Origin of the sequence: Saccharopolyspora dendranthemae (assembly GCF_007829955.1) — a bacterium.
GTDB classification, from domain to species: domain Bacteria; phylum Actinomycetota; class Actinomycetes; order Mycobacteriales; family Pseudonocardiaceae; genus Saccharopolyspora; species Saccharopolyspora dendranthemae.
The window spans coordinates 223771-247435 of the sequence record NZ_VIWX01000001.1 but is presented as its reverse complement, the minus strand read 5'-3'; the positions used below and the strand labels follow the sequence as shown (position 1 = coordinate 247435).

At 67.3% G+C, this 23665-nt stretch carries 19 protein-coding genes; 10 read left to right on the top strand and 9 right to left on the bottom strand.

The genetic code is table 11. The features are described from left to right. Positions 1–44: 44 nt before the first annotated feature. The 9 genes from FHU35_RS01135 to FHU35_RS01095 all read left to right on the top strand — a co-directional run bounded on the left by FHU35_RS01135 (position 45) and on the right by FHU35_RS01095 (position 8966). Positions 45–887 (top strand): SDR family oxidoreductase, encoded by an 843-nt coding sequence (locus tag FHU35_RS01135; RefSeq protein WP_145735795.1) that lies wholly within the window; start codon positions 45–47, stop codon positions 885–887. Between the two features lie 331 nt (positions 888–1218). Continuing rightward, the gene (locus FHU35_RS01130) at positions 1219–2337 is read left to right on the top strand and encodes a polyprenyl synthetase family protein (protein WP_246110000.1); all 1119 of its coding nucleotides are present in this window, start codon (positions 1219–1221) and stop codon (positions 2335–2337) included. Between the two features lie 46 nt (positions 2338–2383). After that, positions 2384–3913 (top strand): phytoene desaturase family protein, encoded by a 1530-nt coding sequence (gene crtI / locus FHU35_RS01125; protein ID WP_145735793.1) that lies wholly within the window; start codon positions 2384–2386, stop codon positions 3911–3913. Beyond that, complete coding sequence (locus FHU35_RS01120) at positions 3910–4959, top strand: phytoene/squalene synthase family protein (RefSeq protein ID WP_093422291.1); 1050 nt, start codon at positions 3910–3912, stop codon at positions 4957–4959. Before crtI ends, FHU35_RS01120 begins: the two co-directional genes overlap by 4 nt. Further along, positions 4949–5308 (top strand): lycopene cyclase domain-containing protein, encoded by a 360-nt coding sequence (locus FHU35_RS01115; protein ID WP_093422293.1) that lies wholly within the window; start codon positions 4949–4951, stop codon positions 5306–5308. The genes FHU35_RS01120 and FHU35_RS01115 overlap by 11 nt, the downstream gene beginning before the upstream one ends. After that, positions 5305–5646, top strand: a complete 342-nt coding sequence (locus tag FHU35_RS01110) for a lycopene cyclase domain-containing protein (protein ID WP_093422296.1) — start codon at positions 5305–5307, stop codon at positions 5644–5646. The genes FHU35_RS01115 and FHU35_RS01110 overlap by 4 nt, the downstream gene beginning before the upstream one ends. Then, positions 5643–6395: a class I SAM-dependent methyltransferase gene (locus tag FHU35_RS01105; RefSeq protein ID WP_093422298.1), complete on the top strand. Its 753-nt coding sequence runs from the start codon at positions 5643–5645 to the stop codon at positions 6393–6395. Before FHU35_RS01110 ends, FHU35_RS01105 begins: the two co-directional genes overlap by 4 nt. Beyond that, on the top strand, positions 6385–7959 hold the full coding sequence (locus FHU35_RS01100) for an FAD-dependent oxidoreductase (protein ID WP_093422301.1): 1575 nt from the start codon (positions 6385–6387) through the stop codon (positions 7957–7959). Before FHU35_RS01105 ends, FHU35_RS01100 begins: the two co-directional genes overlap by 11 nt. Continuing rightward, the gene (locus FHU35_RS01095) at positions 7956–8966 is read left to right on the top strand and encodes a DUF5914 domain-containing protein (protein WP_145735792.1); all 1011 of its coding nucleotides are present in this window, start codon (positions 7956–7958) and stop codon (positions 8964–8966) included. The genes FHU35_RS01100 and FHU35_RS01095 overlap by 4 nt, the downstream gene beginning before the upstream one ends. Positions 8967–9907: 941 nt before the next feature. Here the strand turns inward: FHU35_RS01095 and FHU35_RS01085 are convergent. From FHU35_RS01085 to FHU35_RS01065, 5 genes are all read right to left on the bottom strand, one after another. Then, positions 9908–11017 (bottom strand): hypothetical protein, encoded by a 1110-nt coding sequence (locus FHU35_RS01085; RefSeq protein ID WP_093422306.1) that lies wholly within the window; start codon positions 11015–11017, stop codon positions 9908–9910. A gap of 100 nt (positions 11018–11117) precedes the next feature. Beyond that, entirely contained in the window at positions 11118–14492 is a 3375-nt protein-coding gene (locus FHU35_RS01080) for a DEAD/DEAH box helicase (RefSeq protein ID WP_145735791.1), read from the bottom strand. Positions 14493–15077: 585 nt separating this feature from the next. Then, entirely contained in the window at positions 15078–15515 is a 438-nt protein-coding gene (locus tag FHU35_RS01075) for a hypothetical protein (RefSeq protein WP_145735790.1), read from the bottom strand. Between the two features lie 783 nt (positions 15516–16298). Continuing rightward, positions 16299–16808, bottom strand: coding sequence for a hypothetical protein (locus FHU35_RS01070; protein ID WP_145735789.1), 510 nt, complete (start codon positions 16806–16808; stop codon positions 16299–16301). A gap of 10 nt (positions 16809–16818) precedes the next feature. Then, positions 16819–17370, bottom strand: coding sequence for a NucA/NucB deoxyribonuclease domain-containing protein (locus FHU35_RS01065; RefSeq protein ID WP_145735788.1), 552 nt, complete (start codon positions 17368–17370; stop codon positions 16819–16821). 1206 nt (positions 17371–18576) lie between these two features. Here FHU35_RS01065 and FHU35_RS01060 point away from each other — a divergent pair. Further along, positions 18577–19611 carry an ATP-dependent DNA ligase gene (locus tag FHU35_RS01060; RefSeq protein ID WP_186459207.1) on the top strand — a complete coding sequence of 345 codons (1035 nt, stop codon included), beginning with the start codon at positions 18577–18579 and terminating at the stop codon, positions 19609–19611. 176 nt (positions 19612–19787) lie between these two features. Here FHU35_RS01060 and FHU35_RS01055 read toward each other — a convergent pair whose 3' ends face one another. The 4 genes from FHU35_RS01055 to FHU35_RS01040 are packed head-to-tail and all read right to left on the bottom strand — an operon-like array spanning position 19788 to position 23628. After that, entirely contained in the window at positions 19788–20666 is an 879-nt protein-coding gene (locus FHU35_RS01055; RefSeq protein WP_145735786.1) for an SAM-dependent methyltransferase, read from the bottom strand. A 12-nt stretch (positions 20667–20678) separates the two neighbouring features. Then, entirely contained in the window at positions 20679–21728 is a 1050-nt protein-coding gene (locus tag FHU35_RS01050; RefSeq protein ID WP_145735785.1) for an NAD(P)-dependent alcohol dehydrogenase, read from the bottom strand. A gap of 11 nt (positions 21729–21739) precedes the next feature. Further along, positions 21740–22843, bottom strand: a complete 1104-nt coding sequence (locus tag FHU35_RS01045) for an NAD(P)-dependent alcohol dehydrogenase (protein ID WP_186459206.1) — start codon at positions 22841–22843, stop codon at positions 21740–21742. Between the two features lie 26 nt (positions 22844–22869). Beyond that, on the bottom strand, positions 22870–23628 hold the full coding sequence (locus tag FHU35_RS01040) for an SDR family NAD(P)-dependent oxidoreductase (RefSeq protein ID WP_145735782.1): 759 nt from the start codon (positions 23626–23628) through the stop codon (positions 22870–22872). Positions 23629–23665: the final 37 nt, after the last annotated feature.

The window sequence follows — 23665 nt, the reverse complement described above, 5'->3', positions numbered from 1 at the left end:
GGTGCATCGATTTCTCCGGTGTGGGCCGGGAAGGGAGGGTTTTCATGACGGTGCTCATGGCGGGGTGCGGTGATCTCGGTACCGAGGTCGGATTGCGGCTGGCCGGGTCTGGACGTCGTGTCGTGGGGATGCGGCGGAATCCCGACCACATCCCGTCCGCGATCGAGGGGCGGGCGATCGACCTGTCGGTGGAGCGACCGGACATCCCCGCGGACACCGAAGTCGTGATCTGCATCCTCGCGGCCGGGGAGCGGAGCGGGGACGCCTACCAGCGGACCTTCGTCGGCGGTCTGCGCAACGTCGTGGACGCGCTGAGCGCGCGCCGGGTTCGACCGCGCATCATCTTCGTGTCCTCCGTCTCGGTGTTCGGCCACGCCGAAGGCGGCTGGGTCGACGAGCGGACGCCGCCGGAACCGGGATCGGCGACCGCGGAGGCCCTGCTTAACGCCGAACGCATGCTGCACGCGCACGACCGCCGTTCGGTCGTCGTGCGGTTGGCCGGGCTGTACGGGCCCGGGCGCGACTCGTTGATCAACCAGGTCCGCTCGGGCAAGGCCAGTGTCCCTCGGCAGACGACCTACACCAACCGGATTCACCGCGACGACGCGGCATCCGCGATCGTGCACCTGGCGACCCGGGTCGACCGTCCCGAACCGCTCTACATCGGCGTCGACGACGAACCCGCCGAGCGCGCCGAGGTGCTCGCCTTCCTGGCTCGCGAGCTCGGCGTGGCCGACCTCCCGCTCGCCGCTCCGTCTGCGCCTGCCAGATCGAACAAGCGGTGCCGCAACGATCGTCTGCGATCGACGGGCTTCGAGTTCGAATTCCCCTCCTACCGCGAGGGGTACGCGGCGGTTCTCGCCGGGCAGGGCGTCCGGCACGGGTGAGTCGGTGCGTCACGTCGTCGTGATCCGACGGTGCTCGTGCGAAACCACCCGTGTGTTGTCCGACGCCCATTGGACGGATAGCGCTCGATTCGAGTTGCATCGGTGGTGCATTGCTTTCTACGGTTACCGCTGGGAACGGTCGTGCGCCTCTCCGATTGGAGATGGTGCTGACGCCACGGCTGACGTTGCTCGCCGAAGTCATCTGGTGCACGTCGTGCACCGCATCGATGCAGGCGCTCAGGCCTGAGGGGTCGCGCGACCGGGTGACGCAGCAGCGAGAGCAGTTCGAGCCGGGTGATCCGGATCGAAAGGCAGGTCCGAGGTGCGCCGAGTGTCCATCGTGGGAGCGAGCGCGGCGGGGTCGGAAGCCGATCCGTCGGCCGCTGGCCGTCGAGTCGGTCTCGACGGTTGGTTGGACGGTGTGCGCGACCGGGTGGCCGAGCACGTGCGGGAGTTCGTCCGCGCCCGGTGCGCGTGCCACGTCCGCGCTCTGCCGGATCCCGACTTCGTGGCCGACCTGCTGGCCGAGTTCAGCACGGGCGGAAAGTACTTGCGTTCGACGTTCACCTACCTCGGCTGGCTCAGCGCCGGGGAGCCGGGTGACAGCGCGCTGCGAGCCGCAGGCAGCGCCGAACTGCTGCACGCGTTCGCGCTGGTGCAGGACGACGTGATGGACGGCTCGGTGGTTCGCCGAGGCCGACTTGCGGCGCACGTGCGCCTGGCCGACTGGCATCGCACGAGAGGCCTGTCTGGATCGTCGGAGCGGTTTGGCACGTCCTCCGCCGTCTTGCTGGGGGATCTCCTGCTTGTGTGGGCCGAACAGCTCCTCCGCGAGAGCGGGGTGGCGGCCTCCGCTCTCGACCGGGCTTGGCCGGCCTACGACCAGATGCGCAGCGAGCTGGCGGTGGGGCAGTTGGCCGACTTGGTCAACGACGCCCGGAGGCTGCCGGGGTTCGACGAGGTGCTGGCGGTCGCTCGCAGCAAGTCGGGGAACTACACCGTGAAGCGGCCGCTGGAGATCGGCGCGCTCCTCGCCGGGTGCGATGCGGAGGTGCTGGAAGTCTTCCGCCGCTACGGCACGCTCATCGGTGAGGCGTTTCAGCTGCGCGACGACCTGATCGGAGTGTTCGGCACCCCGCGTGAACCCGGTGGCGCCGACCTGTGGGACCGCAAGGCGACCACCGTCGTCGTTCTCGCCCGCGACCTCGCTTCTCCGGTTGTTCGGGAGCGGATGTCGGAGTTGTTCTCCGCCGCTGAACTCGACGCGTCCGCTGTCGAGCGGTGGCGTGATCTGATCGCGAGCACGGGCGCGCGGGACCGCGCGGAGGAACTCATCGCCGATCGGGTGTCGGAGGCGTTGCGCGTGGTCTCTTCGGCACCGATGGAGCCCTTCCTCGGGGAAGTGCTGGCGGACATGGCGATTCGATGCACCGAAGACGGAACGCGTTGACCGGCCGGGCCCAGGGCCGACTCGCCCCGTCCCCAGGGGGAGACGGATGCGCACGGTGAGTGGTCGAACTGATCGGGTGGTGGTGGTCGGCGCCGGCTTCGCCGGGCTGTCAGCCGCGCTGCACCTGGCAGGGCGGGGGAGGCGCGTCGAGCTGTTGGAGCGGGAGTGCGTTCCTGGTGGGCGCGCCGGGCGGCTGGACATGCTGGGCTACCGCGTCGACACCGGTCCGACCGTGTTGACCATGCCGGACATCCTCGAAGGGACCTTCGCGGCGGCCGGGGCGCGCATGTCCGATCACGTCGAACTGCTCCCGGTGGATCCGGCCTACCGTGCTGTGTTCGCGGACGGGAGCAGCTTGGCGGTGCACAGCGACGCCGCGGCGATGACGGAGGAGATCAGGGCGTTTTCCGGTGCTGCCGACGCAGCCGGTTACCAGCGGCTGCGGGCGTGGCTGACGGAGCTCTACCGGGTGGAGTTCGACCGCTTCATCGCCGCCAACCTGGATTCTCCGCTGTCCCTGCTCGCACCTGAGCTCCCGCGGCTGGTGGCGATGGGGGCGTTCGGGCGGCTGGACCGCGCCATCGGCCGGTTCCTGTCCGACCCTCGACTGCGCCGGGTGTTCAGCTTCCAGGCGCTCTACGCTGGGGTGTCGCCGCACCGAGCGCTCGCCGCGTACGCGGTGATCTCCTACATGGACACGGTGGCGGGGGTGTGGTTCCCCCGTGGCGGCGTGCGAGCGGTCCCCGATGGACTGGCGCGGGCGGCGGAGGACGCTGGCGTGGAGATCCACTACGGCGCCGAGGTGGAGTCCTTGGAACGCTCGGGGTCACGGGTCCGCGCCGTCCGGACCTCGGACGGCAGGCGCTTCGCCTGCGACGCAGCGGTGCTCACGGTCGACTCGCCGGTGGCCCACCGGCTGCTCGGGCGTGAACCGCGTCGTGCGGTGCCGCTGCGTCCCTCGCCGTCGGCCTTCGTCGTGCACCTCGGAGTGCGCGCTCAACCCGGGGCCCTCGCCCACCACACGATCTCGTTCGGAGACGCGTGGCGCTCGACTTTCCACGAGCTCATCACCGAGGGCAGGGTGATGCGCGATCCCTCGCTGCTGGTGACAAGACCGACGGCGACTGACCCGGCCCTCGCGCCCGAGGGGCGCGATCTGTTGAGCGTGCTCGCCCCGGTTCCCCATCTCCGCCGCGGACCCATCGACTGGCGGACGCGTGCCGAGCCCTACGCCGACGAACTCGTCAGCCTGCTGGAAGACCGGCTGCTCCCAGGTGTGCGCGCATCGGTGGACGCCTCGCACGTGCTGACCCCGGCGGACTGGGCCGAGAGGGGCATGGTCGCAGGGACCCCGTTCGCCTGGTCGCACACGTTCGCGCAAACAGGTCCGTTCCGGCCCAGAAACTTCCCCCGATCCTCGCAGAACGTGGTGTTGGCCGGTTCGTCCACCGTTCCGGGGGTCGGGGTGCCGACTGCGCTGGTGTCCGGGCGCTTGGCGGCGGACCGCATCACCGGAGCTGGCTCGCCGCGCTCGGCGGAGCGCGGTCCGATGAGAGCGATGAGGAATCGCCCATGAGAGATGCGGAACTCGACGCCGCCGGGATCACCGACCCGGGGCTCCGGCAGGCCTACCAGCGATGCCGGGGGCTCAACGCGCGGCACGGGCGGACCTACTTCCTGGCGACTCGGCTGCTGCCCCGCGGGCGGCGCCCCGCGGTGCACGCGTTGTACGGGTTCGCCCGGTGGGCCGACGACATCGTCGACGAGCCCCGCTCGCCGGCGAGCACCGGCGAGCGCGGTGCTGAGCTGGCCCAGCTGGGACGCGAGCTGCTGACCGGCCTCGATCGCGGGAGCAGCCGGGACCAACTGATCGCCCCGGTGGTGGACACCGCACGGCGCTACGGGCTGCACCGAAGCCTGTTCGAGGACTTCCTGACGTCCATGCGCACAGACCTCTCGGTGACCGACTACCCGGATCGAGCAGCCTTGGACCGGTACATGCGCGGCTCGGCCGAGGCCATCGGGCTGCAACTCCTGCCGGTGCTGGGCACCACGGGCCCGCCTGAGCACGCGGCTCCGCACGCTGCGGCGCTGGGGAAGGCCTTCCAGCTGACCAACTTCCTGCGAGACGTAGCCGAGGACCTGGACCGCGACCGGGTTTACCTGCCGGCCGATGAGCTGGCCGCGCACGGCGTGGACCGGGAACTGCTCACCTGGTGCAGGCAGCACCGGCGCACTGACCCGCGCGTTCGCCGGGCCCTGGCAGAGCAACACGCCGCCGCCAGGGAGGTCTACCGGTTCGCGCGGAAGGGGATCGAGTTGCTGGAACCGGTTTCGCGCCCCTGCATCGAGACCGCGTGCACCCTCTACGCCGAGATCCTGGACCGCATCGAGGAGCAGGACTTCGCGGTGTTCCACAGCCGCGCGGTGGTCGGCAGGTGGCGTCGGGGCCGGGTCGCGGCCGCCGGCCTTCTCCGCGCGGCGCTGGCCCGGCAGTCGAGGGGCGCACCGCGGCCCGGCCGAGCGGGCAGGGGAGATCGCATGATCGGACCACCGATCGGGAGAGGCGCGAGCACCGGGGAGCGGGACGACCACCATCCGGAGGCGGGCCATGGAACCTGATCAGCTGCGCTACCTGCTCATCCTCGCCATGTGCGTGGCCATCACAGCTCCGCTGGAATTCCTCGGGGCCAGGGTCTACCGCAGGCCGCGACGGGCGATCAGGAGTGTTCTGCCGGTCGCGGCGGTGTTCCTGGTCTGGGATGCGGTGGCCATCGCGGCTGGGGTGTGGTCGTTCGACGCGCGCCGGGTCTCCGGGGTGGAAGTGCTCGGTCACCTGCCGCTGGAGGAAGTGCTGTTCTTCGCGGTGATCCCGCTCTGCGCCCTGCTGACCTTCGGCTGCGTCGAGGCGCTGCTGGCCGCCTTCCGCCGGACGGGGAGCTCACCGGCGCGGAAGGAGCGTGCATCGTGATCGGCATCGGTTACACCGTGCCCGCAGTGCTCTCGGTCCTGATCGTGCTGGTGTGGGAGGCCGCTGTGCTGCGCACCGGGCTGTTCGCCAAACCGAGCTACTGGCTGACCACGGTCATCGTGCTCGGTTTCCAGATCCCGGTCGACGGCCTGCTCACCAGGCTCGACGAGCCCACCGTCATCTACGCGGCGGAACACCTCAGCGGTGTGCGGTTCCCGTGGGACATCCCCGTCGAGGACTTCCTCTTCGGGTTCTCGCTGGTGACTTCCGTGCTGCTGCTCTGGGAACGCCAGCGGGGCGCGAGAACGCCACCGCAGAGGGGAGGGGAAGCGCCGTGAAGCCAGGCGAGATCGGCACGCGCGGCCCTGCTGTGACCGAGGCCTTCGACCGCGCCGCGGGTTCCTACGACCGGCTGGTGGCGGCCAACCCCGGCTACCACCGACACCTCCGCTCCTCGGCGCGCCGGATGTGCTTGCCCGGGGCGGGATCTGGCTTGCGGCTGCTCGACGCCGGGTGCGGGACGGGAGCATCGACCGCGGCGCTGCTGGAGGTGTACCCGCACGCGGAGATCGTGGGGGTGGACGCGTCGGCGGAGATGCTGTCGCGCGCGCGGCGGAAGGACTGGCCGGAGTCGGTGCGGTTCGCGCACGCCCCGATCGAATCGCCGGCCGAAGCAGGTGTGCGCGGACCGTTCGACGGGATCCTCGCCGCGTACCTGATCCGCAACGTGACCGATCCGGACGCACGGCTGCGCGCCTTGCGGGCGCTGCTCCGGCCCGGCGGCGCGCTGGGCGTCCACGAGTACTCCGTTCAAGACTCGCTCCTGGCGCGGGCGACGTGGCAGGCGGTGTGCTGCGGCGTGATCATCCCCTCCGGGTTCGCAGCCACCGGTGACACCGCGCTGTTCCGATACCTGCGGCGCAGCGTTGCGGAGTTCGACGGGGTGGGGCGCTTCCGCCGCAGATTGGCCGAGGCGGGGTTCACGGCGGTGCGCACCGCGACCATGACGGGCTGGCAGCGGCGGATCGTGCACACCTTCGTCGCCGAGCGCCCGGTGGAGTCGGGCCGAGGTCGAGATGAGCGGTGAGATCGCCAAGGATCGCAGGATCGTCCGCCACCCGGGACCCCGCGCGAGCACGCATCCGGTCGAACGAGCGGGCAGACCGCGAGTGGTCGTCGTCGGGGGCGGAATCGCCGGGCTCTGCGCGGCGACCGGACTCGTCGAACGCGGCGTCGAAGTTCGGCTCATCGAGCGCGAGTCCTACCTGGGCGGCAGGGCAGGCGGTTGGACCGAACAGCTCGGCGACGGCGGGCAGGTCGCCATGAGCCGCGGTTTTCACGCCTTCTTCCGCCAGTACTACAACCTGCGCCTGCTGCTACGACGCGCTGACCCCGGCCTGGAGAGGTTGACCGCGCTGGACGACTACCCCCTGATCGACTCGCGCGGACGCCTGGACAGCTTCCGCGGCCTGCCTCGAAACCCGCCGTGGAACGCGGTCGCCTTCGCACTGCGCAGTCCGACCTTCCGCAAACGGGACCTGCTCCGCTTGGATCCCCGCGCCGCCGCACCGCTCGGCAACGTCACCGTGCCCGGCATCTACCACAGGCTGGACCACGTCGACGCCGAGAGCTTCCTGAGGTCGATCAACTTCCCGCCTGCCGCCCGGCACCTGGCGTTCGAGGTCTTCTCGCGAAGCTTCTTCGCGCACCCCTCTCAGATGTCGGCCGCGGAGCTGGCCGCGATGTTCCACATCTACTTCCTCGGTTCCAACGAGGGAATCCTCTTCGACGTCCCGGACGCGGGGTTCGACCGCAGTCTGTGGACACCGCTGCACAAGTACTTGACCGCCCGCGGCGTCGAATTCCGGGTCGGCACAACCGTCCAGCGCATCGATCTCGTGGACGGCGGGCGGTCGTTCCGGGTGCATGACGACGCCGGGAACACCGACGCGGTGAACGGCGTGGTCCTGGCCGCCGACGTGCCCGGCCTTCGCGAGGTGGTGGACGCGTCCCCGGACCTGCACGCACCGCACTGGACCGAATCGGTGCGGAGCTTGCGATCGGCTCCGCCGTTCTTCGTCCAGCGCCTCTGGCTCGACGAACCCGTCGCGCCTCACCGCCCCGCATTCCTGGGCACGGCAGGCCGGACGCCGCTGGACAACATCAGCGTGCTCGACCGCTACGACCGCGACGCGCAGGACTGGTCGGCGCGCCGCGGGGGCTCGACCGTCGAGCTGCACGCCTACGGAATACCCGCGGACCCCGGAGTCGGGCAGGAGGCGTGCACCCAGCGGTTGCGCCGGGACCTGCTGCGCCGCTTGCACGAGATCTACCCGGAGACCGCACGGTCCGGCATCGCCGCCGAATCGTTCCTCTGGCGCGAGGACTGCCCGTTGTTCGGGGTGGGGGATTTCGCCCGGCGGCCCCTCGTCGCGACCCCGCACCCCGGTCTGGTGCTGGCCGGCGACGGGGTGCGGATCGACCTGCCGGTGGCGTTGATGGAGCGTGCGGCCACGACCGGTTGGCACGCCGCCAACCACCTGTTGGCGAGGTGGGGATTGCGCGGCCACGACCTGTTCTCGGTACCGACAGCAGGGCGAACGGCGGCGCTGCGCTGGCTCACCACGCGAGTGAAGGAGGGCACGCGATGACGACCTGGCGCGCGCTGCAACGGCGTTGGCCGCAGAACTGGCCGGTGCAACCGGTCGTCGAGAGCCAGTGGGCCGACCAGGCGCCCACCTACCGCGACGCCGAACCGGCGATCATCGACGCCGCGCTCAAGCGAGCAGAAACCAGACCGTCCGGGAACTGGTACGTCTTGGCCGCCAGCCGGGAGATCGACACCAGGAGACCCCGCGGTTTCCAGGTCGCCGGGATCGAACTGGTCGCCTGGCGCGACTCGGCAGGGGCCCTCCGCGTCGGCCCGGGGACCTGCCCGCACCTGGGCGCACCGCTGAGCCAGGCCACTGTGGACTGCGATTCACTGGTGTGCAGATGGCACGGGCTCCGCGTGGGCCCGGGCGCGGGCCGGGGTTGGAAACCGCTGCCGTGTCACGACGACGGGGTTCTCGCGTGGGTTCGGCTGGATCACGTCGGTGGAGAGGAGCCCCTGGACACACCCGTCATCGCCGCGCGGCCACCCGCGGCTTCCGGCGTCGTAGCGGTGGCCTCGATGGCCGGGGCGTGCGAACCCTCGGACATCGTCGCCAACCGCTTGGACCCCTGGCACGGGGCCTGGTTCCACCCTTACTCGTTCACCCGCCTGACGGTCCTCAGCGCTCCGCCGCCCGTCCTGGACGACGAGTCTCAGGACCGGTTCCTGGTGGAGGTGACCTTCCGCGTCGCCGGCCAGTTCGGCGTTCCGGTGCGCGCCGAGTTCGTCTGCCCGGAGCCCAGGACGGTGGTAATGCGCATCGTCGAGGGCGAAGGCGTGGGAAGCGTGGTCGAGACACATGCGACACCGCTGGGCCGGGGAGCCGACGGCCGCTTCCGGACCGCCGTCGTCGAGGCGGTGATCGCCGATTCCACTCGACCGGGATTCGCGGTCGCTCGGCGAGCCGCGGGAGCGCTTCGCCCGATCATGAAGCGGAGAGCAGCCAGGCTGTGGCGTGACGATCTGGCCTACGCCGAAAGGCGCTACGCACTTCGAAACCGTTGACGCCACGCCTCCGATCCGGTCGGTCAGCACCAGGTCCGGCTGGGAGCACGCACCAGAGAACCTACGTTCGAACGCCGATGGCGTGCCACTCGGAGGGCGGTTTCGATGTGCAGGCGCAGGACGAGGGTGTCGAGTGCGGGGGTCGTCGCCGGTGGTGGCGGCGATGTGGTTGATTTCGTTGAGCCGGTTGTCCGGTAGTCCTCGGCGGGTGCTGGCGAGCCGTCGGGGCTTGGTGGCGTTCTTGGCCGGGTTGTCGCTTTCGGTGATGAGCTTGTCGGCGACGGCGTGGTTGTAGAGGCAGCGGATGGCGGTGATGAAGTGCTCGGCGGCGCCGCGTCCACCGCGGGCGTTGCGGCGCACGACAACCTGTGAGCTGATGGTTTCGGCGAGCTGCTGGATTTCGAGGGTGGTGGGTTCGTCGAGGTGTCGGTGTCCCCAGTGTTGGAGGATGCGGTTCCAGTAGGTGCCCTACACATGCTTGGTGCCGGGGGAAACGGCCTTGGCGACCTCGGGGATGTAGTCGACGAACGTCGGCGCCTGCTGATGATCTGCTCGTTCACGGCGCCGACCGCCTCAGCGGGTGGTTGGTGAACGCAGCAACACCGCAGCGATCAAGCGATCGCTGCGGTCCCAAAGTGTCTGCCGTGCGTCGGTGAAATTGCACGCATTTTTGTGTCCGAGGGGGGGAGTTGCGCACTAACCACACGGCTTCTGCTTCCCGAAACAGCCTGAAGCAGAGGGCTTTTTGCTGTCCCGGGTGTCCCAGCTCTAGTCCATCTGGGACACCCGGACGGGACAGGTCGTCGGGTCTTCCGAACTGCAGGAACAGGGGTTGGGTGCGTGGTGGGACGGGTGTTGCTGGGTGTCCCGATGTGTCCCTGAACCGGCTGCACGATCTCAATCGGTGCACCGGTGCCGGCGGCCATGCCGTGGCCGCGCGTCTACAGCCGAAGAAGATCCCAGCCGGTTGCTCCGTACGGGTCGTGGACGACGACAATGCGGCCGCCGATAGCGACGGTGGGGCGGGTGGCCAACCATCCGTCGCTGTAACGTTCGTAGCGGGTTTGCATTTCGGGCATGATGTCTGCGGTCTCCGAGGGCCTGAGCTGCTCGTTGAGCACTCCCAGGAATAGCCTTCCCGGTCCGCGGCGAAACAGGTCAGTGGGCACCCAGCCTCCCCGTAGGTTCCGCCCCGCAAACCCGACCGAGTCTTCCTCTTCGGCTGAGTGGAAGAGCTCGGATTCAAACCGGTGTAGCTCCTGAGCCGCCATGGTGAAGGTGCCCTCCGGCCCGCTGTTACGATGACGGACTTCGTTCGACTCCTCCGGCCACCACGGTGTGAGGAACGATGACAGGCTTTTCACGTTGGGATTCGTTGTTCCCGACCACGTCTCGGATGTGAACGGCGTGAAGGCGCGCCCTCCCGGATCACGTGGCACGAAGAGATCGACAACGGTTTCAGTGTCGGTGAAATATGCCCAGGTCATCAACAGCGGGGTGCCGGTGCTTGCGCTCCAGGGCAGCAAGCTTTCGAGTCGTTGGTACTGCTTCGAGGTGACCAAGCGATGCGGGTTGTTCGATCGGCCCCGTGCTTCGCCCGCGAGCATGCGTTTCAAGCCGAGGTCGAACAGCAGGTCTGGCCGCGATCCGTTCCCGCTCCTGTACTGCTTTGCCAGCGCTCCATTGATCACGTCGACGTTGTGGACGGGGCCGTGTCCCGTACTCCAATTCCAGCATGCTTGGACTACTGCGGTGAGCACGCCAAGCCCGCCGGACTCGCTGACGAAACGTTGGATGTGGTGTGCGCTCGAACTGAACTCGGCCCTGCGGAGTCTGATCGCGTTGGCCTCGTCCGCAAGGAACGAGGTCAACAGTTGAAGCTCACTTCGCCTTGTCCGGTAGTCGAGTTTGGCGCTCTTCAGCGGGGTGGCCAGGGCGTTTGTCTTGATCACTGAGGCGAGGTTCACCGGGATCAGGAAATCTTTGCCGACCTGTGTAGGAGTCCCCTTCAACTTCGGGGACCGACTGCCGGTCGCCTCGTACTCGAACACACGTAACCTGGCTGATCCCATGCTCGCCTTGATCTCCCTCGTGCTGGTGTCAGATGTTTCGATCAGGCGGCCGCGGCGACACCACTTGTGCGCGAGCGCCTCACCGCCACTCGTGAACGGGGAGCGACGCAGCGAGCCGATCGAAGAAGCGGAGATCCTTCCAGAGCTGTCTATTGCCGACGACGTAGAACCGTCGTTTGGCCCTGGAGACCGCTACGTTGAGCAGGTTCGGGCGGTCGGCCGCCCACAGCCGTGCGCCGGGGCTTTTCGGAGCGCTCCCCAGCACGAGGACGATGACGTCGGACTCCTTGCCCTGCACGGTGTGCACGGTCCCCACGTTGCGCTTCGCGAACTCAGGGCCGACGTGCGCGCTGAGCCGGTTCTTGGCTCCTCTGACGACGTCGCGGAACGGACTGATCACCCGGACGTCATCCAGGTCGACTTCCTGCGCCACCAGTTGCTCGAACAGATCGGTGAGCGCGTTTCCCTCATCGCCAACCCAGTGGCCGGTGGAGATCTGGCTTCGGACGTCGATCCAGCGGTTTTCGTCCGGGAACTGACCAGTGTGCTGGGTTCCGTAGACCATGAGCGTTCCGCCGTAGGCGATGTCGTTCGACACTTCGAACATCGGTCGGTCGCAACGTCGGTGGACGCGCAGCGGAGCGCCCACCCAGACCTGCTCGTCGCTGTCCTGGAGGGGCAGCGCGGTCCCGTGACGGGTGAGCCTGTCGGCCACGCCCTGAGCCGAGGTCGTCTCCGGAGTCCATTGCTCGTCGACCTGGTGATGACGGCGCAGCGCGTGTTGTGCCGAGGTCGGCAGCGTCACGATCGGCTCAAGCTGCTGCGGATCTCCCACCACGACCGCCCGTTGGCAGCGCCACATACCGCCGACCACCTGCTGCGGGGTGGCCTGGCCTGCTTCGTCGACGAGGAGCCAGCCCAGGCTCTCGCGCCCGAGACCGTTGAACAGGCGAGGCAGTGAGGCGAACGTCGTCGAGATCATCGGCACGACCAGGAACAAGGACTGCCAGGCCGCCAATCTCGCTGCCGAGGAGGGCTTGGCGTTGCCCTGCAGGATCTCGGTCATGACGCTGAGGTTGCTGCGGATCCGGTTGCTGGAGTGCAGGATGAAGGCGCGGTGCAATCGCAGCGCCTTCAGGAAGAGCCGGTTGCGGGCCGTGACGTACTCCTCGTCGGACCACGGCGCGCACTTCTGGAACTCGTCGTCGCCGGAGAAATCGTCGGGGATCGGCACATGGCCGGGCCATCGGTCGCGCGCCTGAGTCACCTTGCCCTGAGCCAGGTCGAGCTCGTACGAGGCCGCGGCGCGTGCGTCTTCAGCCTTCTGCAGCTCGGTCAGTTTCGCGCTCAGTCGCTGCTGGAGTCGTTCCTGCGTCCCTTCGGCGTCGCGGAGCTTCTTCTTCGCCGCATCCCGAGCCTCCTCGAGACCCTCGTGCTTGGCCTGCCATTCGCGCGGTGCGCGGAACCACGTGGCCAACGTGACCCATAATCCCGGCCGGTGCCGGAGGTGGCTCTCGTAGTCGTCGTCGGTGTCGCGGAACACCCGGTCGGCATGCTTCGCCTCGGCGTCGCTGGTCGCCAAGTCCTTTCTCACGAGGGCGCACAACGCGTCGGCGTCGGCGAACGCCCTCTTGGCCTCATCCCAGCGCCGACGGCACTTGCTTTCCGCGGTGATCGCGTCAGCGGCGTGCTGCCGCGTCTGGGCGAGGCGCTCCACTTCCTCGCGGGCACGGCGAAACTCGGCGACTGCGGTGTCCCAGTCGTCGACCGCGTCGGGATCGTGGGCGGATTCCTTGAGCTGCTGGTACATGCCCACGGCGCCCGATGGCTCAGCGTCCTGGGAGTCCTGGTTCCGCGAGGTCCTGTAGTTGCCCCACCAGAAGCGCTTGGCGAACGTGTTGCGGTACTTGAGACTGCCGAGCGTTGCCGCGACCAACCCCCACGCCTCGGCGTCGAGGACGTGCGAGGCCAGGTCGGTGAAGTAGTCGGCGTCGAGAGCTTCGTCGGTGTATCCGCGCACGGCGTCGATCCCGGGCACCTCAGCGGTCACGTTCTTCGCCGCGTCGTTGGTGGCAGTGGCGAGGACGATCTCGAAGCCGCTCAACGCGCAGGACACGCCGTGGACCGGCGTGGGGATCTTCTTCGGCCCGACCGGAACGAGTTCGAGCCGCTCGGTGAAACCCTCCGACGGGGACGCGAGTTCGGCGAGCCGGTCCGCCCGCTCGAGGACGATCGCGGAGAGCACGTCGCGCAGCAACGTGGTCTTGCCCGTGCCCGGCGGACCGTTCACCGAGAACAGCCCTGCGTCGTCCTTGAGCTCGCTGACGACGCGGTTGACGGCGAACTGCTGACTGAGCACGAGCGGCTTGCCCGGGTCGCCGGGCCACCGCGCGGCCGGGACGTGCTGAGGTTCGACACCGGCGATCACCGCGTCCGGGTGCGCCCGGACGTCAACCCGGCGCGCCGTGTCGAGCGCGCTCTCGTCGGTCAGGTAGTTCCGCAAGGCAGCGCCCATGTCGTCCCTGGCCACCGCGTCCGCGACATGGCTGAGGTCGTTGGAGATGTGGCTGTTGAGGAAGTCCTGATCGGCGGAGTCGTCGCGGATCGGTATCGCACGGCACCGGACGCGCACTCCGGTGGGGTAGAGGGAATCGCGCACGCCCAGCGCTGCGGCCATCTCGGCGACGAAATCGTGCAGTGCCGAGGCGGTGACGAGAAGGCGAGGTGCGCTCGGTTGCGCGGTGGCGGTCTCGGACCCAGCACCGTCGTCCGCAGCGTCGCCCGGGCCGAGCACGCTCTCGGTGAACGCTCCCGCAGCGGCACCGGCGACACCGCCGAGAACCGGGCCCACGGCGGTCTCCGTCGCTGTTTTGACAGCCGTGCCCGCGGCTTCGGCTCCGGCGCTCCACGCATCAATGCCCGCGGACTTCAAGCGGTCGCCGAAGGCGCGCACGACTCGATCGAACGGGCCGGAGGTCGTCTTGCCGTCGTGTTCTTCGTCGGTGGAGGAGCGACGTTCCGGCGGCACCAGCTTGTCCATCGCCTCGGCGAATGCCCGTTCCTCCTCGTCGAACCCGTCGAGGGTGTTGGGATCCAGCCTGGAGGACGTCAGCTTCCCCAGTGTCCATGCGCAGGCCGACAGGGTCGCGCCGTTCTCGATCAGGCACCCGTCGGCGTCGATCGTGAGCGCGAACAGGGCGGTGCGCCCGTCGCTCGGTCGTTCCTCCCTAGTGTCCTGCCCGAACGCCTCCACCAGCGCCTCGGCCACGGCCGATCGGGAGTACAGGCCGCCGTAGACGGTGAACTGCCACGTGTACCGAGGGGGGATCGGATCGTCGAGGAGCGGGTGCCCCGACTCCCAAGGGGCGAGTTCCCCCGCGTCCAGGTCGAAGATCTGCTCGTGGGCACCGCGGCGGTAGGGTTTTGTCTTCGGCACGTCTTGCGGACTGAGCATCTCGATGCTTCGCCAGAACCGGACGATGTTCGCAGACCGGTTGTCACTCACAGAATTCCCCTAGTGTCGTCGCGCAGTGTGTTCATGCGATTACCGCTCGGAGCAAGGGGCACTGTAGAACATGATCGGCTTCCCGTGGGCTGCGAGCGCGAGATCTCGTCGGGCCAGAACCTGGTGGTCGACGGCGGCCTGGTCAACGACTGAGCAGACACCCGGAGGTCCCGAGCCAACATCGACAGGGTTCACGAGGGCGCGTAATAGGCAACGACCTAGCGCGTCTGAACACCAGCATGAAGCGCCACCAGTGCGCTGAACTCTTGGGCCACGATCACAGCTCGATTCAACAGCTGCGCCAGGTTCGCCAGACGGAACGCTAGATCGCCTGGTCGCAGACGACCATCCGCCGAAGGCCTGAATTGATGGACCCCGCGAGGTGTGCCGGGTCGCCGCAGTCGCTGAGCTGAAGGCCTAGATGTTCTTGGCGGAGGCGTGGTGAGGCTGAAGATGAGTTCGGGTATGTGCGTATCGGAGAGGGATTTGCATTCCCTCCTGCTGCCTGCTGCCTGCTGGCTGCTGATTCCAACGTCAGTGCGGTGTCACCGTGCCATTGCTGATGTAGGTGACCGCGCCACGGATGTCGTGCCAGCTCAGTCCCGTGTCTTGGAGTGGCATGATCAGTTCACCGGCCAGGCCGAAGCTGCCGATCGGGCCTCCCCAGTGCGGCACCCGCACCGAGATCCACCGGCCCCGCCGTAGACGAACCCGCTTCACCGCGGACCAAGGTGCTGTGAACGCACCGGAATGCGACATGTAGGTCACCCCGCCTGGGGCGAAAACCAACTGGAGACCACGCATCGCGGCGTGCACCCGGTACACGCGCAGGTAGAGGCCGAGACCGAGAGCCAAGAGCAGCGTGAGTGGGAAGTACACGAAGCCGCTGATGCTTCCCAGTGCAGTGAGGGTGGTCCCCGCCGCCAACTGGATTACGACCAACACGGACTGCGCGATGATCGGGATCCGCATGCGCCGGAGTTCGCGCTGGTACGCGTGCGGAGAACGGGTGATGACGAAGGTGGTCGCGGTAGGGGCTGGAGCGGGATGCACCAAGACAGTCTTCCATCTGTCCGCCCGGGCGCAGCGGCGATCCGAGATTCTCCGCGCGGATCGATGAAACCGCGCGGACGAGCACGGCCACGCGGCAGTCGCCGGCAATGGACGATGACCGGTGCGCATCCGAACCCGTGCGCACGCACGGTGGGGGCGACGGTTGCCGACGTTGTCGAAGTCCTTGCGCTCGTCCTCGCTGCACGTGGCGCGTTTCTTGATGTGGGCTCCGACGAGGAACGTGGGCGGTAGGTGGTTGCCGAAGCTGAGCTGGCCAACGCTCCGAAACCTGACGCTCTGACCGATGCCGAGCTCTACGCCATGATCGACTCACTCGGCGATGTCGGGGGAGCTTTGAACAGGGCCGATCCGCACAAGCTGCAGGAGCTCTACGAGAGAATGGGCCTGGAAATGACCTACGACCCAGAGTCACGGATTGTGGAAGCCACCGTGAATCTGGGCCGTAGGGATAGTGCGCGTGTCCGAGGAGCGAGTTGCGCACTAACCACACGGCTTCAGCTGCCCGACAGACGATGAAGCAGAGGGTGTTTGCTGTCCCAGGTGTCCCGTCGCGAGCATGCCTGGGAGAACGTCCTGGGACAGGGACTTTAGCTGTGTGAAATGCGGAAACGTCGCGTAAGAAGGTGCTGGGACGGATGTTGCGGCGTGTCCCGACACGTCCCAAATAGGTTTTGGGCAGCCCTATGTTCGTTCGTTTGCTCCGTAGTGGCTGGTGGACCGCAAGAGATTGGCCGGTGCGTCGGTGTCGGTGTCCCAGAGCTGGATGAGGTAGTCCTCGACGGGTTCGGGTGGGGCTCCGTCGATGTCGGTGTCGCGCCCGGTGGCGTGGATGCGGGCGCGGCACCGCCCGCCGACGATCGTCAGCGGTGTGCGTAGTTCGGGAGCTGGTTCCAGCATCAGCCCCGCGACGTGGAGCTCACCGTGCGGAACTTGCAGGTCGAGTTCGGTGACGTCTTCCCAGCCGTGCAGGTCTGGTGGTGGAGCGTTGTCGAAGCGCTCCACCACCAGGTTGATCTCTCCGGTATGAATCCCAGTGCTGAGGGCGAGGATGCCGGCTGCGCTGGTGGCCAGTCCGTTGTCCCGCCATGACAGTCGGCCACCGTCGGTGGGATAGGTCCGTGCGTCCAGTAAAAAGAACTGGTGATGGCTTACTGGGACTGTTCCCGAGAGACGAAGCAGTGGCTGTGTCATGTCGATCAGGCTAGCCTGCGGTCACTTCGACATTAAACGGATCGAAGTTGATGACGCGGTTGTCGAGGTAGAACACCGCCAGTTCGGTCCCGCCCTGCCGGTTGTCCTCCTTGAGGATCATGCGCCGGCTATATCCTTCGCCGAGGAAAGCACCCTGGTTGGTACTGGCGAATGGGTATTCATCGCATTCGTCGCCTGGCGGTCGCGGCCGACTCGATGGGCACGCAACGGCGCGATTCTTGGTGATCAGTTCCGGGTCGGTCTGGCGCGTTAACGGACTGTGCAGCGGCGAGCCCGGCAATCCCGAGGCCTGGGCATCAGCGACGTGCGCGGCGAGTTCCCCATTGCGGGCGTGGGTGTAAGTCAATGTGGGGGTGAAGCGCGAGAGCACGCAACCCGCCGCGGCGTTGGGGGTTGCGGTATCGCAACGCACCGGCTCGCTGGCGTAGACGGCTGGTTCCGAGGGGGCTGAGCCCATCTGAGTGTAGCGGATGGTCCAGCTCGTGGTCGCCGCTGAAATGCTTCCCGGCAGAGCGGGATCGACGATCGACGTGGCGGTCATTCCCCCCCTGCGGATTGTTCATCACCAAGCCTGACGGGGGAGCTGCGGCGGTGACGGTGCAGCCGGCATCGCAGGCGGCCTCGGGGTTGGCGATGACCCCGTTGACATCGCCCCGAGCTCCCACTCGGGAAATCGAAATGTCGTGGGTCCAAGCCAGCGCACGGGGGTCTGCTGTGATCGAATTGACCACCGAGAGGTCAACCTCGCCGATCTGTTCGCCGCTGGGCACCTCGATGACGCGCAGCAACACCAGCTCTCGGTGGCAACCCACGTAGCGGTCGATGATCCACGCATCCCCGGGATAGTCGCCCAAGCAACGCTCGGGCACTGCCGTATCCGTCATCGCTACTGCACCCGCAAAACTCCCCGTGTCGGGAGTTCGCTGCTTCTCCACACACAGAGCCCGGCGCTGTCCTTGTTCGGCGAGCTCGGGCAGTCGGGTCTGCAGTCGGTCGCACTCATCCTGGACGGCCGTAGGTGCATTAGCCGGAGCTGCCACGGCTTGTTCTGCGGGCACCGCCATGGCAGGCGCGGCACACAGGACCGCAGCCAGCACGGCCCCTAACGCTCGACCGGACCATAACCAACCGCGAGCTAACGACTGTGAGCGCTTTCGCGTTCGCATCTTTCACGTTCTCCCTATGTGTGGAGTTTCTGGAAGATCACCAGCAACTCCACGCTAGGGAACGCAAGTTCGACAGCGGTGCGCATGGCCGACCCCCACACAGATGGCGCAGCGGGCACGTAGAGGGGACTAAGCGCGGGGCGACCATGAGGACCTTGATGTCGATCCATTTGGTGGAAACCGAGTTCCGCCACCATTTCCCACGCGCTGAGCTGGGGCCGACACGAGCGTGGTGCGGTCGTCTGCTTACTGATGCGCGTGTGAGTGCGGAGCGGGACGGGGATGACGCGTTGCGCGCGGTTCAGCCTGCCTGATCGCCGGGTGGACAGCGCCGGGCCAGTCGGGCTGAGGTGATCGCTTGTTGTCGAGTGCCGAATACCGGGGTATCGGCGTTCTTCTCTCACCAAGGCCAGGGGCCTGCCTATTTCTGCTGACCAACACCACTAGAGGTCTAGAGATCGGTGCCGGACGGGTGGAACCGCCCAGCACCGGCGTGCGTTCGAGGCACGGTCATCACGGAACCGAAGATCCGCTCCCGCGTCATCCGGCGAGCAGAGAGCGGCAGGGGCAGGCTGACCAGGGTGGTTGTGCTGCATCCGCCGGTGCCAGTGGCCGTGGCTTCCCGTGCCCGGGAGATTCCCAGCGGCGACCGGTGGGCGTTCGAGCCGAAACTCGACGGCTACCGGGTGATCGCGTTCGCTGGACTCAGGCTGCTGCAATCCCGGCAGGGCCGGACCGCCCTGACCACCCGGTTTCCCGAAGTCACTGCGGACCTCGCCGCCCTCGGCCGCGACGTCGTCCTCGATGGAGAACTGGTCGCGCTACGCGACGAACACCTCGAGTTCGCCGCGCTCCAGACCGGACCCGCACGCCGCGCCCGCGAGCACGTCACCGTCATCTACATGGCCTTCGATCTCCTGGCCACGGCCGATGCGGACCTTCGCACCCAGCCCTCCCTCGACCAGCGTGCCGCACTCGCCGAACTGCTCGCCGAATCCCGACCACACCTGCAACTCGTCACCAACACCCTCGACCCCAGTGCTGCTCGGGAATGGCTGGACCCGAGCTGGGGTGAGGCCGGAGTCGGGGGCCTGGTGGCCAAACCGGTTGCCTCGCGCTACATGCCGGGATCACGTAGGCTCAAGATCCGCCAACTGGTGACCACGGAGGCGGTGGTACTCGGCGTCGTCGGTGCCGCGTCCCTCGTGCTTGGCCGCCCTTCTGCACGCGGGGGTTGGCGGGCCAGCGGGGTATCCCAGCCGCTCGCGGCTCCACTGCGCGCCGAGCTGGCTGCCCGGCTGCGTCCCGACGACGAGGGCCCTACGCCAGCACAACTGCCCGGTTTGGTCGCCGGACTCCCTGGTGGTGAGCCAGTTGTGTATCTCCCGGTGCATCCGGACGTCGTGGTTGAGGGGTTCGCAAATACCTCGGTTGAGTACGGGCGCTGGCGCCCCGGCCGAGCATTGTCCGTATCAAGGACCAATGGGATGACGACGCAGCACGATCTCCGGAGTCTGATCGTCCGGCTCATCAGTCGGCTGGATCATCTACCCTCCCGGCGGGAACTGGTCAGTGAACGTCGGTACGTCAACGGGACTGTTTCGCGACAGCGGTGAGCCAAGAATCGTGCGGTCATCTGCTAGGGACCGACGGGTGCCGGTAACCTTGGGGGGGCCATCTGCATCGACGTCGGCCGACGTCTCACCATGAACTTCGATCGTGTCGCCAGGTAGCCATCACAGGCCGCGGTGGTCCCAGCGCGAGTATTTGTCCAGGTCCGCTGTGACCGGTATCAGGAACGACTGCCGCTGAGCAGCCAGATGGCGACGTGGTCTTCGGTAACCTCGAGCAGTGGCGGCACCGGACGGCCGAGCTCGGCGAGCTGCACACCGATGGTCTTTACTTCCGAATCCCAGCCGAAGCTGTGCAACCAGCCGGCTGGCTCGACTCCGGGGCCTTCCTGGACGATCGACGCGATGGCCCTCGCCGACCCGCGGTCGGCTTCGTCGTTCGTTCGTGCGAGCAGGGTCTGCTCATCGACCTGTCGTGCAGGGTATTCCGTCAGAACCAGGGAACCGGGGACCGAGTTCTCGGTGATTGTGCCTAGAAGCCGGTGGCTCTGTTCCGGCGTGAGGTACATGAGGAGCCCTTCGGCGACCCACACGATGGGTTCATCGGTGTCGAGGCCCGCATTGGTCAGCAATTCGATCCACGGTTCCCGCAGATCAGCTGCCACTGGAATCCGCTGACAGATGGCTTCCGCATGCTGCCCGTCCAGTGCGGCGTTCTTGAAGTCGAGAACCGGTGCCGTGTCCACTTCGTACAACACCGTGTCGGACGGGAGGTCGAGGCGGAATGCCCGACTGTCCATACCGGCCGCCAGGATGACGATCTGGCGAGTTCCGGTCTGCACCTGTTCGAGAATTCCTTTGTCGTAGAAAGGAGTTCGGCCGACAAAGTAGTCGCGGAAGGTCTCCCACAGTTCGCACGGATCGGTCGGCCGGGCCATCCCGATCCGGGGCAATATGCCCTCGTCATCGCCGACCGCCGTGGTCACAAACAGCTGTGCCCACGGGTCGGTGAACAGCCGACTGTCGCGTTCAGGCTCCTGTGCTCGTGCGTACGCGGTCAGCAAGGCGGTCGCGCCGACCCCTTCGGGTGCGCCGGTCACGTGTTTTCCTCCTCAGATCGTGCTGGCGTCGATGACGTAGCGGTAGCGGACCCCGCTGCCGCTCTTGTGGCGCAAGGTGTCGAGGGCATGGTTGATGCCCTCCGCGGAAATCGTCTCGACTTCTGCGGTGATGTCATGCCGGACGCAGTAGTCCAGCATCTCCTCGGTCTGCGCGATGCTCCCGATCGCCGACGACGTGAATGAGATCCTGCTCCGGATCAAGGAGGACATGCCGAGTGACACCGGGCCGTCGGGTGCGCCGAGGTTGACGAAGGTGCCGCCGAACCGGACCAGGGACAGCAGCTGGTCGAAGTTCAGGGCCGCCGACACCGTGCAGATGATGATGTCGAAGTGCTCCGCGAGGTCGGTGAAGGTGGACGGATCGCTGGTGGTACGAAAGTCGCTGGCACCGAAGGCGAGCGCGTCGTCCTTCTTGCTGTTCCCCTGACTGAGTACGGTCACCTCGGCACCGAGCGCGTGCGCGAACTTCACCGCGAGGTGCCCGAGCCCGCCCATACCGACGACACCGAGTTTGGTTCCCGGCCCGACGCCGTGCTGCCGCATCGGCGAATAAACGGTGATGCCCGCGCACATCAGGGGCGCGGCACTAGCGAGATCCAGCCCTTCTGGGATCCGGGCCAAGTATTTCTCGTCGACCACGATGGAGCGCGAGTAGCCTCCGTAGGTCGGGTCACCAGCCTTATCGTGGCCGTTGTAGGTGACGATCAGCTTCCGGCAATAGTGCTCCAGACCTTTGTGACACAGGTCGCACTCGCGACAGCTGTCGACGAAGTTCCCGATGCCGACGCGATCGCCGACCCGGAACCTGGTGACCTCAGCTCCAACCTCGGTGACGATGCCGGAGGACTCGTGACCGGGAACCATCGGGAAGATGCCCGCACCCCAGGCGCCGTCGATCTGCAGTGGATCGGAGTGACACACCCCGGCATAGGCGACGTCGATCCTGACGTCCGCGGGCCCGGGGTCGCGCCGCGGGATCCGAATACTCGTGACACGGCTACCGCGTTCCATTGCAGCGTAGGCGTCGGTCAGAGTGGTCATTGTCTTCCTTTTCAGGGGTGGAGGACGGCCTTCGCCGTCTTGCCGGAACGGGCGTCGGCGATCGCCCAATCCATATCGGACAGTGGGTAGTGTGTCTCGATCTTGTCGATCGGGAACCGGCCCTGGAGATGGAGATCCACTATTCGGGGCAGCAGGATTCCCGGCGGGGCGTCGCCGAGCGTCGTGCCGTGGATGGTCCGGCCACGGATGATGTTCCACGGATCTAGCTCGAGCGTCTGTCCCGCTGCGACGCCGGTTAACGCCACATGACCGGTTTCCGCCAGTACGTCGACCGATGTCCTCATCACCGAGGGGGCGCCGGTCGCCTCGACGCTGTAGCCAACTCCGGGCTTGCCGGTAATGGACTGGATCGCTGCACCGAGGTCCTTGATCTCGTTGGTGTCGACCAGATGCGTGGCGCCGGCCTCGGCCGCGCGCGCGAGCTGAGTCGGTTTGCGCGCGATGGCGATGATCGTCGCGGCACCGGCGACCTTTGCGGCCATGATCGCTGATAGTCCGACAGCGCCCATCCCGAACACCGCGACCGAGCTGCCGGCCTGTACGTCGAGCACGTTCAGCACGGCGCCGGCACCGGTCAATACTCCACAGCCGAACGGTCCCAACACTGACGGGTCGGCACCTTTCGGAATAGGAAAAACGTTGCTGACGTGCGCGACCGCGTAATCCGCCCAGGACGACTGGTAGAAGAAATGACTGTGCACCGCGAAGCCATTCGCATCGGTGTAGGCAGTGCTGCCGTCGGCACGACCTCCGGAGAAGTTCATCGGGTCATGCTGCTCGCAATAGCCGGGGCGCCCGGTCACGCAGGCCGCGCACCTCCCGCACGAAGCGACGGTCATCAGCACGGCGTCGCCCGCGGAAATACCGGTGACACCGGCGCCGACTTTCTCGACGACACCGGCTCCTTCGTGTCCGAGCACCACCGGCGTCGGCAGCAGATCGAGGTGTCCGTCCAGGATTTCTAGGTCCGTCCCGCAGATGCCAGCCGACAGGACGCGAACCAAGACCTCGTCGTGCCGCAGCGGTGCCAGGTCAAGCGGCTCTAAGCCGAGCTCCTGCGGTGCGCGCATCACGGCACCCGTGATGCGCGCCATCGCGGCGTCCTTCATCATTGTCGCCCTCACGGCTGGTCGGTGGGGCGAACGACGATTTCGTTGATCGCGACCCGGCGTGGGTTGGTGACGATGTAGCCGACCGCGTCGGCAATATCCTCGGCGTGCAGCGCCTCGACCTTTCCGAAGGCTGCCGTGAAGTCAGCTTCGGAGTTCTCCTTCTGGGAAAACAACTCGCTCTCCGTGCGCCCCGGTTCGATTACCGAGAACCGCACATTGCGCGCGGTGTACTCCTGCCGCCACGCATCGGTGGCGCCGGTGACGGCGAACTTCGTGGCGTTGTAGAGCGCCACGGTCGGGGCGGCGAAACGGCCCGCCACCGAGGAAATGTTGACCACGTCGGCCACCGAGCGCGAGCTGTCCTGCGCCGCCGTCAGCAGGTGCGGCAGCGCCGCCTTGGTGACGTACATCAGACCCCGCAGGTTGACGTCGACCATCTGGTCCCACTCCCGCAGGGGGGACGACTCCGACGGACCGTTGAGCATCACACCGGCCGCGTTGACCAGCGTGTCCAGCCGGCCCAGCTCCGAGACCGTCCGCTCCACCGCAGCGGCAGCTTCGTCCGCGTTCGTCAGGTCGGCGGCGATCACAAGTGCGGGATTGCCCTCCGCACGCAGCTCTCCGGCGAGTTCTTCCAGCCGGTCGGCGCGGCGCGCTACCAGCGTCACCGAGGCGCCCATGCCGGCCAGTCGGGTTGCCGTCGCCCGCCCGATCCCGCTGGAAGCGCCGGTGACCAGCGCGACGGTGCCCTTGAGATTCTCGGCCATGTCTTCCCCCTCGTCGTGTGTTCGTTCGACCTGTCCT